Here is a 13,537-nt window from a genome sequence, read left to right on the forward strand (position 1 = left end):
GCCGTTTTGGGATCCGAACCCGCCAAGCCCTATACCGCCTACCGTTGGGCCCGAGAAAACTACACCCGCTGGGGCCGCCTCATTGATATTTGGCGATTTGTGCTCACCTGGCTGTTTTACCTCTGGCTGGATCAGCAGGCGTGGAGCTACGGGGGGCAGCCCACAGCGGAGCGCAAAGCCAAACGCCGCCGCGCCAGGGCCATCTGGATCCGCGAGACGCTGCTCCACCTCGGTCCTACTTTTATCAAGGTGGGGCAGTTTTTCTCCACCCGGGCCGATCTCTTCCCCTCCGAGTACGTCGAGGAGCTGTCCAAGCTGCAGGATCGGGTGCCTGCTTTTGGCTACGAACAGGTGGCAGCCATCGTGCAGCAAGAGTTGGGCAAGCCCATTGAGCAGATCTACAGCTATTTCGATCCCACCCCCTTGGCGGCGGCCAGCTTGGGGCAGGTGCATCGGGCCAAGCTCAAGACCGGCGAAGAAGTGGTGGTCAAGGTGCAGCGTCCGGGCCTGACCCGCCTGTTCACGATCGATCTGGAGATCTGCCGCGGTATTGCCGAGTTCTTTCAGTACCACACCCGTTGGGGCGGGCCGGGCCGCGACTGGATCGGCATCTACGGAGAGTGTCGGCGCACCCTCTGGGAGGAAGTGGACTACCTCAACGAGGGCCGCAACGCCGACACCTTTCGCCGCAACTTTCGGGACATGCCACAAATTGCCGTCCCCAAAGTGTACTGGCGCTACACTTCCCCCCGCCTGCTGACGCTGGAATACCTGCCAGGGATCAAGATCAGCGACTACGAAGCCCTGAGCGCGGCGGGGCTGGATCGCAAGCTCTTGGCCCGCTTGGGGGCAGAGGCCTATTTGCGGCAACTGCTCAAAGACGGCTTTTTTCACGCCGATCCCCACCCTGGCAACATTGCCGTCAAGCCGGATGGCACGCTGATCTTCTACGACTTCGGCATGATGGGGCGCATTCGCCCTGGCATCAAGGAAAAGTTGGTGGCCATGCTGGCGGCTGTGGTGGCCAAAAATGCCGACCTGGTGGTGGCCTCGCTGGTGGAGCTGGGCGTGTTGGTGCCCACTGCCGATCTGGCGCCAGTACGCCGCTCGGTGCAGTACATGTTGGATCACTTCATGGACAAGCCCTTTTCCAACAGCTCCGACGAGATCTCGGTGATGGCCATCAGCGAAGACCTCTACGAGCTGGCCTACGATCAGCCGTTTCGCTTTCCCGCCACCTTTACCTTTGTGATGCGGGCCCTGACCACGTTGGAGGGGCTGGGGAAAAGCTTGGATCCGGAGTTCAATTTCCTGGAAGTGGCCAAGCCTTTCGCGGAGGAGCTGATGAACGGCAGCAAACCGGAGACGGAGACTCTGCTAGCCCAGGTCAGCCGCCAGGCGGCAGAGTTCACCAGCAGCAGCCTCAGCTTGCCCCGCCGTCTTGAAGCGACCTTGAGCAAGCTGGAACAGGGGGAGCTACGCCTGCGGGTGCGATCCAGCGAGGCAGAGCGTTTGCTGCGCAAGCTGAACAGCACCGGACGGGGAGTTATCTACGCGGTGTTGTTTGCAACTTTTTTTCTCAGCGCAACCCAGCTATTTTCGGCTGGGCATGCTACTTTAGCGATCGTCACCCTGGCTTTGGCCGTTCTCGCCGCTTTGGCGCTGGTCAGGGTACTCTTAAAGGCAAATGGATCAGAGCCACTGATGTGATGCGACGATATGCCTGCGCTACGGATCCAGGCAAGGTCCGCAGCAGCAATCAGGATGCCTACTACTGTGATCCAGAAGGACGTTACTTCATCGTTGCCGATGGCATGGGAGGGCACGCTGCCGGAGCAACAGCCAGCCTGTTGGCGGTCGAGGTCATTCGCGAGTGCCTTGAGCGGGGTTGGCAGACCGTGCCAGCGCCCAAGCTGCTCAGCGAGGCGATAGAAGCGGCCAACGAGGCCATTCTTAAAGACCAGCGAGAAAACCCGGAGCGGGCCGACATGGGCACCACCGTGGTGGTGGCTCTGGTGGATCCCAACAACAATTGCTGGAGCGCTCACATCGGCGACTCTCGCCTTTACCGCCTCCGCGGATCTGAGATGCAGCAGATGACGGAGGATCACACCTTGGTAGCTCGCTCGGTTCGCCAAGGGGAGTTGACCCAGGCGCAAGCCCGCATGCACCCCTGGCGCCACATTCTCGAGCGCTGCCTGGGCCGCCCCGATGCAGGGCCGCCTGCTGTTCAGCCGATTACAATGCGCCCTGGGGATCGCCTGCTGTTGTGTAGTGACGGGCTCACCGAAGAGCTAGATGACGAGGTCATCGCCGAGTACTGCCTGAAGGTGGAGGATTTGGATCAACTGGCCTGCCAGTTGGTCGAGGCGGCCAAAGAGCGGGGCGGTCGGGACAACATCACGGTGGTGATCGCCGAATACGCCTAGTTCGCGGCCAGCTAGAGACGGTATTGCCGGTACACTTCGCCGGCAGCCCGGTGCAGGAGCGAGTGGCGGTAGACAAGCTGAGCGAGGTCGTTGCCGTAGCCGCCGCCGATAACGCAGGCAACGGGGTAGCCTCGCTTTAAGCAGGTGTCCAGCACCTGCATATCGCGGCGGAAGAGCCCCTCGTCGCTGAGGGCCAGCTTGCCCAAGAGATCTTCGCGGTGGGGATCCACCCCCGCATCATAGAGCACCAGATCCGGGCGCACCTGAGCCAACAGATCGGGCAGGTAGTCGGCCAGGGTTTGCAGATAAGCTTCGTCTTCCAGGCCCACCGGCAGGGGCACGTCCAGGTCGCTGGCCTGCTTGGTGGCGGGGAAGTTGGCGGCGCAGTGCATGGAAAAGGTAAACACCCGCGGCTCGGAGCGGAAGATCCAGGCGGTGCCGTCGCCCTGGTGCACATCCAGGTCTACAATCAGAACCTTTTGCACCAGCCCCTGCTGCAGCAGGACTTGGGCGGCGATGGCCAGGTCGTTGAAAATACAGAAGCCGGAGCCGTAGGCGGGAAAGGCGTGGTGGGTGCCGCCGGCGGTGTTGCAGGCCAGGCCGTGGCGCAGGGCCAATTGGGCGGTCAGGACGGTGCCGCCCACCGCGCGACAGGTGCGCTGCACCAGCTCGGGACTCCAGGGCAGGCCGATGCGCCGCTGCAGTTTGGCCTCCAGGGATCCCTCGCAGTAGGCCCGCACGTATTCTGGCGTGTGCACCGATTCGATCCAAGCCAGGGGGGGGAGTTCCGGCTGATGCACTTGCTGAGGGCGGATCACCCCTTCCCGCAGCAGCAGCTCGTGCAGGAGGCGGAATTTGGGCATGGGAAAGCGATGGCCCGGCGGCAGGGGGGCGCTGTAGTCGGGGTGGTAAACGACGGGCAAAGACATTCCAAGCAACCGGATCGACGGGGGTGAGCATAGCCTATTGGGGCCCCAGTGCTTATGGTAGAGGTAGCCCACTCTGGCCGGATCCCTGCGGGGGCTCTGCGCTGTTCTCTCTACCGCCGCGATTCCCTATGTTTACTGCGTCGGATCCCTTTTTGGGTCGCCTCTTGGCCCAGCGCTATCGCCTGACCCATCTGCTGGGGCAAGGAGGCATGGGGCGGGTCTACTTGGCCCAGGATCTGCTTTTTGGCGGGGTGGAAGTGGCCGTTAAGCTGCTCTCCCAGCCGGCGATGGACGAGCAGGCCCGCCTGCGCTTTGAGCGGGAAGCCAAAGCCTGCGCCGCTTTGGGCCAGAAAAGCCTGCACATTGTCAAGGTAAGCGACTACGGCATCACTGCCGATGGGGTGCCTTTCTATGTGATGGAATACCTCAACGGCCAAACCCTCAAGGACATTCTGGCGACGGGATCTCTGCCGCTGGAGCGCTTTTTTCGGCTGGCCCGCCAAATTGGCCTGGGGCTCAAAGCAGCCCACGAAGGGATCCTCCTGGAAGGACAGCGGATCCAGGTGATCCACCGCGACCTCAAGCCGGCCAACGTGATCGTGCTGGCCGACGAAAGCTTGGGGGAGCTGGCGAAGCTGGTGGACTTTGGCATTGCCAAGCTGCTCAACACCCGCGAGTCGCTCAGCCTTACCCACGCCTACCTGGGGACGCTGGCCTACTCCTCCCCGGAGCAACTGGAAGGGTTGCCGCTGGATGCCCGCTCCGACATCTACAGCTTCGGGATCATGCTCTACCAGATGGTGTCCGGCCAGATGCCCCTCCAGCCTACCACCGAATCTTTCCCGGGCTGGTACCAGGCCCACCACAAGCAGCGTCCCCTGCCTTTGGAAGAGCTGGGACTGCCGTTGGCGCTGCCCGCCGGTTTGTCGGATCTGATCCTCAGTTGTTTGGCCAAAGATCCGGCCGCCCGTCCGCCCACGGTGGCCAATGTGTTGGCGGAGCTGGAGCGCATCCAAGCCAGAGCGCAGGGATCCCCCAGAGGAGCTTCCCAGGCTGTTGCCCTTCAATTTCCAGCGATCCCCTCTGGCCCGCTTTTTCCCTCGGCGCCCCCCCTGGCCACGGCCGGCACGCTGCGGCTTGCGCCCCCGACAATGGCCAGCGAGAACAGGGGATCCCTGCTCTGGGCCCGCCTGATCCCCTTCTTGGGGGGCAGTTTGCTGGGCTTGGCCTTGGTGAGTTGGGGGTTGGGACGGTTGCTGCAGCGCCCTGCGGCTCCGGTGCTCTCCGGCTCTCGCCCCTCGCCAGCTGCCACGGAGTTAGAGGATGAGCGCCCAGGAGCGGAGGCGCAGCCCGATACGGCCCCTGAAGTTCTCGTTCCGGATATCCTTGGCAGCAGTGCTGGGCAGGACGAGGGCGCAACCCGTCGGGATCCGGCACCGGAGCTAGAACCCTACAGCGGGCCGGTGTTGCGCGCCTTCCCTCTCCAGACTTCCCGCGAGGTGGTGCGGGCCGCCCTGGGATCCCCCAGCCAGCAGGGGCGAGGCGCTCGGCCCAACACCGTCTACGACCTGTACCGCTTGGGCAGCATGAACTTGAGCCTCACCTACGACGAATCCAGCCTGGCGCTGCAACAAATCGAGGCCACCGTCGCCGACGACGTGCCCGCCCCGCAGGCGGAAGGGCTGCTGGAAGACATGCTGCAGGCCCCCTTGCCCCCCCAGTTGCAGCGAGAACTGCAGGCGGTGCGGGAAAACCGTTCTGAGCGCGTCCAGTTCCGCGTCGGCCCCTGGTCTGGCGTGGTCGAGCGCACCCCCCAGGGCCACCTCTACATGGCCGTTTGGGATCCCCCGCCCACCGTCCCCGTTGCCCAGCCCCGCCCAGCCCCCAGAGCCACTCCAGCCGCCGCCGGCCCTCGTCCCGGCCAGACCCTGCAGGAGCTGCTGCGCCGCGCGCGCGAATTGCGGGGAGATTGAGCCATGTCTGCTTCTGAAGACAAGAATTCCCTACGGGGCACCGTCGCTCGCTTCTTCAAGACCCTGGCGAGGCCCTTTCCGGTCGGGCCTACGGCCCTCCTCAAGCCTGCCGAGCCCCCTCCCCCCAAACGCCCGGTGCGCCTGCAGATCACCTGCCCAGGAGAGCCTCCCCAGGTGTTTGTCCTGCAGGGATCCGACATTCTTGGTCGCAGCCAGACGGTGGCCACCATCCGCATCCCCGCCCCTGCGGTGAGCCATCTGCACGCCCGCATTCGCCCGCGTCCGGGCTGGCGTCTGCCTGGCTTGGGGTGGCGGATCCCTCTGCATCCCCTCCTCTACTGGCTGGGGTGGAACGCTGGTCGCTACCAACTGGAAGATCAAGACTCCACCAACGGCGTCTTTCGCCTCAAGCCCTTTGGCGGCGCCGAGCGGGTGCGGCGGGTGATCCTGCGCCACGGCCAGCGACTCAGCCTTGGCCCGCCCCGGGATCCGGAGAGCGTGGTTATTCAGGTGTTGGATCCACCGCCGCCGCAGGTGTACGGGGTGCGCGGCTGCCTGATCCTGATGGCGCTCTTGGGGCTGGGGGCGAGGCTTTGGATCGGCCATGAGTGGAGCAAGTTCTCAGTAGAACCGCCGCTGGCCGCCGATCGCAACCCCCTGATCGTCCTGGCCGGGGATCGGCAAACCGAGCTGCGCCGCCACCAGGGGGATCTCTACCGGGAGCTGCCCAACCTGGAAGCCTTTGGCCCGATTCTGCCCAAAGTGGTGGTGGCCGCCGAAGATCACCGCTTCTACTCCCACTTCGGGGTCGATCTGCTGGGCATTGCCCGCGCCTTTTGGGTCAACCTGCGCTCCGGGGAGGTGCAGCAGGGGGGCAGCTCCATCAGCCAACAACTGGCTCGCACCGTCTTGCGCGACTACACCGGCTCAGGCAACACCTTTGGCCGCAAGCTGCGGGAGGCCGTCGCCGCCCTCAAGCTGGAACGGCGCTACAGCAAAGACGAAATCCTCACCCTCTACCTCAACAACGTCTACCTGGGCAACGGCCTCTACGGCTTTGAGACCGCCGCCCAGTTCTACTTCGGGATCCCCAGCCGCCAGCTCAGCCTTTCCGAAGCCGCCACCCTGGCCGCCATTCTGCCCGCCCCCAACGCCTTCAACCCCGTCGCCAACTACGAGGCCGCCGTGCGGGGCCGGGATCGGGTGTTGGATCGCCTCAGCGAGCTCAAAGTTTTCCCGGAAGAGGAGATTCGGCGGGCCCGGCGCAGCCGCCTCACCCTCAACCCCAACCTGCGCTCCCAGACCTCGACAGTTGCCCCCTACTTCTACAGCACCGTCTTCCAGGAGCTGCGGCAGCTTTTGGGGCAAGATCTCTCGGCAGAGGGCAACTTCGTCATCGAGACGACGCTGCATTTGCCCTACCAGCGGCTGGCGGAGCAGGCCCTGGCCCAAACGGTGCGCGAGGTGGGATCCCGCCTGGGCTTCAACCAAGGCGCCTTGGTCAGCCTCGACAGCCGCAACGGCGAGATCCTAGCTCTCGTGGGCGGGATCGACTACACCGCCAGCCCCTTTAACCGTGCCACCCAAGCCCAACGGCAGCCCGGATCCACCTTCAAAGTCTTCGCCTATGCCGCTGCCCTCAGCCAGGGGATCCCGCTGTCGCAGGTGCTCTCCTGTGAGCCGCTTACTTGGGGCAACCTCACCTTTCAGGGCTGCCGCTCGGGAAGTGCCCCCATGGACTTGGCCCGCGGCCTGATCCTCTCCGAAAACGTGATCGCCCTGCGGCTGGCCCAACAGGTAGGGCTGGAGCGGGTGGTGGCCATGGCGCGGCAAATGGGCATCCAATCCCCCTTACAGCCCTATCCTTCCCTGGTTCTCGGCACGATGGAGGTGAACCTGCTGGAGCTGACCGCGGCCTTTGCCCCTTTGGCCAATCGCGGCCTTTGGTCTAGGCCCCACACCATCCGCCGCATCCTGGATAGCAGCGATTGCGCCAACCCCGACGACTTTCGCACCTGCCGCGAGATCTACCCCGGTCGCGAGGATCCCCGCTCGCAGCGGCTGGTTTTGTCGGAGAGCGTCGCCCAGCAGATGACCGCCGTATTGCAAGGGGTGATCCGCTCCGGCACCGGCACCGCCGCCCGCCTTGGGATCGGGGAGGCCGGCAAAACGGGCACCACCACCGCCAACAGGGATCTGCTCTTTGTCGGCTACACGCCCAATCCGCCTCTGGTAACCGGCATTTGGCTGGGCAACGACGACGCCAGCCCCACCCGCGGCAGCAGCAGCATCGCCGCCCAAACTTGGAGAAACTACATGAGCCAAGTCATTCAATAGGCGACCTTGGCAAACAAGTTCTAACAACTTGACAGAAAACCTCTCCCCCTTCTCCAGGGGGAAGTGCCCGGTGGGAGCGTTGCAAGCTGTCGCGAAACCGTCTGTCACATCTCCTCCCCCGAAGGAAACGGGCTTAGGGGCGGCAGGGCTGCGGCCCGGCAGCGTTGCGAAACGCTTGGGAGGTTTTTCAGTCGAGTGATAGCTACACTTAGCCGGCCAGAAAATGAACTGCAGCCAACTGGGCGATGGGATGATTTTAAGATGGGAGTGACTTGGTCATCACTGAATGAAAGCCTTGGGATCCCTGGCTTTGCCTGTTGGAGCGAAGCTGTATGACTGTCCCTCTGATTCAAAACCCTGAGGTTCTAGAAAGCCGCCTTAAGGAGATTCCTGCCGAACCTGGTGTCTATTTGATGCGGGATGCCACCGACCAGATTCTCTATGTGGGCAAATCCAAAAAGTTGCGATCTCGCGTGCGATCCTATTTTCGCTTTACCGGCGACCTGTCTCCTCGTATTCAGCGCATGGTAGTTCAGGTTTGCGAGATCGAGTTTATCGTCACTGATAACGAAAGCGAAGCTCTAGCCCTGGAAGACAATCTCATTAAAACCTATCAGCCGCCCTACAATGTTCTCCTCAAAGAGGATAAAAAATACCCCTATTTGTGCATTACGTGGTCAGAGCCTTACCCGCAGATTTACATTACCCGCCACCGCCGTCTCAACCAAAATCAAGATAAGTACTACGGGCCCTATACCGATGTGGGCCTGCTGCGTTACACCCTCGGTCTGGTAAAGCGCATTTTTCCCTTGCGCCAGCGCCCCAAGCCGCTTTACAAGGACCGCCCCTGTTTGAACTATGACATCGGGCGTTGCCCTGGTGTCTGTCAGGGCTTGATTAGCCCGGAAGCGTATCGCAAGACCGTTGCTCAAGTGGCGATGATCTTCCAAGGCCAGACGGACGAGCTTATCCGTGAGTTGAAGGAGAAAATGGCCCAGGCAGCGCAGCAAGAAAACTATGAGGCGGCGGCGCGCTATCGGGATCAAATCCGCGGCCTAGAGCAACTGGGCCAATCCCAGAAGGTCTCTTTGCCCAACTCTACCGCCAGCCGCGATGCCATAGCTTTGGCCATGAACGACTCGCGGGCTTGTATTCAGTTGTTTCAGGTGCGGGCGGGCAAGTTGGTGGGACGGCTAGGGTTTGTGGCCGAAAACCGCGGCGACGACCCGGCTCTTATTTTGCAGCGGGTTTTGCAGGAACATTACCAATATTGCGACCCGGTGGAAATTCCCTCCGAGATTTTGACCCAGTATGAGTTGCCGGATCGCGATTTTTTGGAATCTTGGCTGAGCCAGAAAAAGGGGCGCAAGGTCAGCCTCCTTGCCCCGCAGCGGCAGAGCAAAGCCGAGCTAATCGAACTGGTGGAGCGGAACGCCCAGCTAGAGCTAGCCCGCAGCCAGCGCCTGGCGGAGCGGGAGGCAGCAGCGCTGGAGCGCTTGGCGGAAGTTTTGGATCTGCCAGAGCCGCCCCGTCGCCTAGAAGCCTACGACATCTCCCACATCCAGGGATCCGATGCGGTGGGCAGCCAGGTGGTGTTTATCGACGGCCTGCCGGCCAAGCAGCACTACCGCCGCTACAGGATTCGCAACCCCGAGGTGCGTCCTGGCCACTCCGACGACTTTGCCAGCCATGCCGAGGTGGCGCGGCGTCGCTTCAGCAAGATGACTTCCGAGGATCAGCCGGACTTGGTGCTCATCGACGGGGGCAAGGGGCAACTGGCAGCAGTGATGGCCGTCTTGGCAGAGCTGGGGCTGGATCACCTGCCGGTCTTTGCCCTGGCCAAGCGGGAAGAGGAGATCTTTCGGCCCGGGGATCCTGAGCCGCTGCGGCTGCCGCCCCAGGATCCGGCCCGCCTGCTGTTGCAGCGTCTGCGGGATGAGGCCCACCGCTTTGCCCTTGCCTACCATCGCCAGCAGCGGAAACTACGCCAACAGGCTTCGGTTCTGGAGGAGATCCCTGGCCTAGGCAAGCAGCGCCAAAAGCTGCTCATGGAGGCGTTTCGCTCCCTTGCCCGCATTCAAGTGGCCACCGAAGAGCAGTTGGCCCAGGTGCCAGGCATTGGCCCCAAGCTGGCCCGCCAGATTTACCGCTACTTCCACCCAGACGCCGAAACCGAGTTGCCGGCAACAGTGCAACCCGCCTCTAGCCAAACCTAAGTCTGAGCTGGCGTATCATCGTGGAGTCCGCCATTCTCGACCAAGGGAGCTAAGTGAAGGTAGCGCTGTTGCAACTTAACTATACCGTTGGTGATCTTAGCGGCAATGCCGAGCGCATCCGTGCGGCGGTCGAGGCGGCAGCAGCCAAGGGGGCAGAGCTGGCGATTACTTCTGAACTGGCCTTGTTGGGGTACCCGCCCCGGGATCTGTTGCTCTACCCGGCCCTGATTGAGAGGGTAGGCCAGGTTTTGCAGCAGTTGGCGGCCCGGCTGCGGGAGAGCATTCCGGTGGTGGTGGGATCCGTGCAGCCCAACCCGCTGCCGGAGGGGCGACCCCTCTACAACGCCGCGGCCTGGCTGGAAGGGGGGCAGATCCGCCACTGGTTCCAGAAGTCGCTCCTGCCCACCTACGATGTCTTCGACGAAGACCGCTACTTTGAGCCGGGATCCCCGCCCCAGCCCGTCCAGTACGGCGGCTATCGCCTGGGTTTCACCATCTGTGAAGACATCTGGAACGACCGTGACTTCTGGCAGCACCGCCGCTACCACCGGGATCCGGTAGACGAGATGGCCCGCTGCGGCGCCGATTTGCTCATCAATCTGTCGGCCTCGCCTTTTAGCCTGGGCAAGCAAAAATTGCGGGTGGAAATGCTGGGATCCCTGGCCCGCAAGCACGCCCTGCCCATCCTCTATGTCAACCAGGTGGGGGGCAACGACGACCTCATTTTCGACGGGGCCAGTTGCGCCCTAGACTGCCGGGGCCGGGTGGTGGCCCAAGCCGCTGCCTTTCAGCCGGACTGCCTGATGGTAGATGTGGAGGCGCTGGTTCACCCTCCTGAGGAAGGCCCGGAAGTTCAGGGATCCCGCTGGCCAGCGGAGCCGGAAGCGGAGCTCTACGAGGCGCTGGTTTTGGGCACCCGCGACTACGTCAGCAAATGTGGCTTTCGCGAGGTGTTGCTGGGCCTGTCGGGAGGGATTGACTCGGCTGTTACTGCCGTCATTGCCGCCGACGCCTTGGGGCCAGAGCGGGTGCTGGGGGTGCTCATGCCCTCTCCCTATTCCAGTCCCGGCAGCCTGACGGACGCCTACCAACTGGCGCAAAACCTGGGGATCCCGACCCTGAAGCTGCCCATCCAGTCAATTATGGAGAGCTACCAGCACCTGCTGGATGAGCCCTTTGCCGGCCTGCCCCCCGACATCGCGGAGGAGAACCTGCAATCGCGCATTCGCGGCACCCTGCTCATGGCCCTCTCCAATAAGTTTGGCCGGCTGCTCTTGAGTACGGGCAACAAGTCGGAGCTGGCGGTGGGCTACTGCACCATCTACGGGGATATGTCCGGCGGCTTGGCGGTGATCTCCGATGTGCCCAAAACCTGGGTCTACCGCCTGGCCCGCTGGATCAACCGCCACCAAGAGCGGATCCCTCTTCCCATCCTCACCAAGCCCCCCTCGGCAGAGCTGCGGCCCGGCCAGAAAGATAGCGACAGCCTGCCCCCCTATGACGTGCTGGATGCCATCCTGCAGCGGCACATCGAGCAGCACCAATCCGCTGCCGAGCTGGTGGCCCAAGGGTTTGATCCCGACACTGTTCAGCAGGTGCTGCACCTGGTGCAGAGTGCCGAGTTCAAGCGCCACCAGGCTCCCCCTGGCCTGCGCGTGACCGATCGGGCCTTTGGCACCGGCTGGCGCATGCCCATTGCCAAACGCCAGGAAGGGATCAGTTGACCTTCACCCCCGGTCCCTCTCCCAGAGGGAGAGGAGGGTTGGGAGAGCGCAACCGGTTTCGCTTTTCCTGCAAGGATTGGGGTAGGGGTGCGGGTATGTTTTCTGTGAATGAGGGTCTGCCGGCCGGCAGACCCCAGAACAAAGCTTTTCCTCAACTCAACAAAAAACAGAGAGAGCAGGGCTTTCAAGCTTGCCTCTCTGCTCACAGGGATCCCAGAATCTCGCGTTTACCGCTTCGGGAGCGACTCCATAGCGCGGCAAGCTGAGTTTTCTAGATCTAGATCAGGCCCAGCCAGGAGGCGACGCCTTGGCCCGTCACCGCTTCGATGACAATGGCCAACACAAAGCCGATCATGGCCGCGCGGCCGTTGAGACGCTCGGCATATTCGTTAAAGCCAAACTTGGGCTCAGACAAGTTGGGGTTGGACATGGAAACCTCCAGTTAGGGCTTGGGAAGGGCTACAAGAGGAGCACCTGCCCTTCAGTATAGTTTGCATTTCTTCACATCGCAACACCAGCCGCTTCCGACGGCAGCAGGGGAGTGGCAGCCTTGGGGGCTGGGCTTTGCCCTAACGCAGGGGCGGCACCAGCGTCCAGAAGATTCCCACCTGCAGGGAAGCCACAGGGATCCCCGTTACAAAAATTCGGAAATCGCAGCCTTCTCACGGACTAGGGTAATCTGAAGGGCAGGTCAATGGAGAGAACCTCTATGGCGATTCAGCGTGGTGCCAAAGTCCGGGTGTTGCGGAAAGAATCCTACTGGTATCGGGATGTGGGAACGGTTGCGGCGGTGGATACCAGCGGCATTCTCTACCCGGTGATCGTCCGCTTCGACAAGATCAACTACTACAACATCAACACCAACAACTTCCGCGAAGATGAGCTGGAAGTGGTGGAGGAGCCCAAGCCCAAAGCCAAAGCTTCCAGCTAAGGCTGCCCCTGCCAACTCAACCAAGCTCTTTGGCTTCCTCTTCCTGTGCCCGAGCTGCCGGAAGTTGAAACCGTCAGGCGGGATCTGCAGCGCCTCACCCTGGGTCTGTGCATCCTGGCGGTGGAGGTGCTTCTCCCTCGCACCGTGGCCTACCCCGGCAAAGACGAGTTTGCGCAGGGGCTGGCAGGCAGCTGTTTGACCCAGTGGCAGCGGCGAGGCAAATATCTTCTGGGATCCCTGGACTCTGGAGCGGTTCTGGGCGTGCATCTGCGCATGACCGGGCAACTGCTCTGGGTTCAGGGATCCGCGCCTTTGCCGATCCACACTCGCGTCCGGCTGCATTTGGAGCAGGGGTGGGAGCTGCGCTTTGTTGATCTGCGCACCTTTGGCCAGATGTGGCTGGTGCCCGCCGGGGTGGAGCCGGAGACGGTGATCCCTGCCCTGCAGAGCTTGGGGCCGGAGCCGCTTTCGCCGGCCTTTTCCGAGGCCTATTTCCAAGCTGCCTTGCAGAAGAGCCGCCGCCCCATCAAAGCCGCCTTGCTGGATCAGTCGCTGGTGGCGGGGGTGGGCAACATCTACGCCGACGAGGCCCTGTTTCTGAGCGGCATCCACCCCTCAACACCCGCCGCGCAGCTTTCCGACGCTGCCAAGAGCCGCCTGCGAGAAAGCCTGATCCAGGTGTTACGGGCCGGGCTGGAGCAGCGGGGCACCACCCTGCGGGATTACCGGGATCTGCGTGGGCTCAACGGCAACTACCAGGGGCAGGCGTGGGTGTACGGTCGAGAAGGGGATCCCTGTCGCCTCTGTGGCACCCCCATTCAGCGGAGTAAGCTCTCGGGCCGCTCGGCCCACTTTTGCCCCCGCTGCCAGCCGCCTCCAGGCCGGGTTGAGACTTGATGGCGTATCTGATACATTTACGCTGAACACTGCTGAACATCACTGTTCAACTATGCAGCGATAGCATTCTGCTTGTTTCCATTCGCGTTAGCGGGACGGAG

At 62.7% G+C, this 13,537-nt stretch carries 10 protein-coding genes; 8 read left to right on the forward strand and 2 right to left on the reverse strand.

All coding sequences use genetic code 11. The annotated features are described in order from the left end of the window. Nucleotides 1-6: 6 nt before the first annotated feature. Both SYN60AY4M2_RS06775 and SYN60AY4M2_RS06780 read left to right on the forward strand, forming a co-directional pair. Entirely contained in the window at nucleotides 7-1,710 is a 1,704-nt protein-coding gene (locus tag SYN60AY4M2_RS06775) for an AarF/ABC1/UbiB kinase family protein (protein WP_240527759.1), read from the forward strand. Further along, a complete protein-coding gene (locus SYN60AY4M2_RS06780; protein WP_011429127.1) occupies nucleotides 1,710-2,429 on the forward strand; it encodes a Stp1/IreP family PP2C-type Ser/Thr phosphatase in 720 nt (239 codons plus the stop codon). The genes SYN60AY4M2_RS06775 and SYN60AY4M2_RS06780 overlap by 1 nt, the downstream gene beginning before the upstream one ends. A gap of 11 nt (nucleotides 2,430-2,440) precedes the next feature. Here SYN60AY4M2_RS06780 and SYN60AY4M2_RS06785 read toward each other — a convergent pair whose 3' ends face one another. Beyond that, nucleotides 2,441-3,358 (reverse strand): histone deacetylase, encoded by a 918-nt coding sequence (locus SYN60AY4M2_RS06785; protein ID WP_011429126.1) that lies wholly within the window; start codon nucleotides 3,356-3,358, stop codon nucleotides 2,441-2,443. 128 nt (nucleotides 3,359-3,486) lie between these two features. Between SYN60AY4M2_RS06785 and SYN60AY4M2_RS06790 the strand changes: the two genes are divergently transcribed. The 4 genes from SYN60AY4M2_RS06790 to SYN60AY4M2_RS06805 all read left to right on the forward strand — a co-directional run bounded on the left by SYN60AY4M2_RS06790 (nucleotide 3,487) and on the right by SYN60AY4M2_RS06805 (nucleotide 11,608). Beyond that, nucleotides 3,487-5,331, forward strand: coding sequence for a serine/threonine-protein kinase (locus SYN60AY4M2_RS06790; RefSeq protein ID WP_011429124.1), 1,845 nt, complete (start codon nucleotides 3,487-3,489; stop codon nucleotides 5,329-5,331). A 3-nt stretch (nucleotides 5,332-5,334) separates the two neighbouring features. After that, nucleotides 5,335-7,668 (forward strand): transglycosylase domain-containing protein, encoded by a 2,334-nt coding sequence (locus tag SYN60AY4M2_RS06795; protein ID WP_011429123.1) that lies wholly within the window; start codon nucleotides 5,335-5,337, stop codon nucleotides 7,666-7,668. Between the two features lie 332 nt (nucleotides 7,669-8,000). Next, a complete protein-coding gene (uvrC, locus tag SYN60AY4M2_RS06800) occupies nucleotides 8,001-9,884 on the forward strand; it encodes an excinuclease ABC subunit UvrC (protein ID WP_099812573.1) in 1,884 nt (627 codons plus the stop codon). Between the two features lie 53 nt (nucleotides 9,885-9,937). Further along, on the forward strand, nucleotides 9,938-11,608 hold the full coding sequence (locus tag SYN60AY4M2_RS06805) for an NAD+ synthase (protein ID WP_099812574.1): 1,671 nt from the start codon (nucleotides 9,938-9,940) through the stop codon (nucleotides 11,606-11,608). Between the two features lie 277 nt (nucleotides 11,609-11,885). On the opposite strand, the gene SYN60AY4M2_RS06810 is transcribed toward SYN60AY4M2_RS06805, so the two are convergent. Continuing rightward, nucleotides 11,886-12,038: a chlorophyll a/b-binding protein gene (locus tag SYN60AY4M2_RS06810; RefSeq protein ID WP_011429120.1), complete on the reverse strand. Its 153-nt coding sequence runs from the start codon at nucleotides 12,036-12,038 to the stop codon at nucleotides 11,886-11,888. A gap of 279 nt (nucleotides 12,039-12,317) precedes the next feature. Here SYN60AY4M2_RS06810 and SYN60AY4M2_RS06815 point away from each other — a divergent pair, with 279 nt between their 5' ends. Together SYN60AY4M2_RS06815 and SYN60AY4M2_RS06820 are read left to right on the forward strand one after the other, a co-directional pair. Further along, nucleotides 12,318-12,539 (forward strand): photosystem I reaction center subunit IV, encoded by a 222-nt coding sequence (locus SYN60AY4M2_RS06815; RefSeq protein ID WP_011429119.1) that lies wholly within the window; start codon nucleotides 12,318-12,320, stop codon nucleotides 12,537-12,539. A 45-nt stretch (nucleotides 12,540-12,584) separates the two neighbouring features. Next, nucleotides 12,585-13,436 (forward strand): DNA-formamidopyrimidine glycosylase, encoded by an 852-nt coding sequence (locus SYN60AY4M2_RS06820; RefSeq protein ID WP_099812575.1) that lies wholly within the window; start codon nucleotides 12,585-12,587, stop codon nucleotides 13,434-13,436. Nucleotides 13,437-13,537: the final 101 nt, after the last annotated feature.

It is taken from the genome of Synechococcus sp. 60AY4M2, assembly GCF_002760375.1.
GTDB lineage: Bacteria > Cyanobacteriota > Cyanobacteriia > Thermostichales > Thermostichaceae > Thermostichus.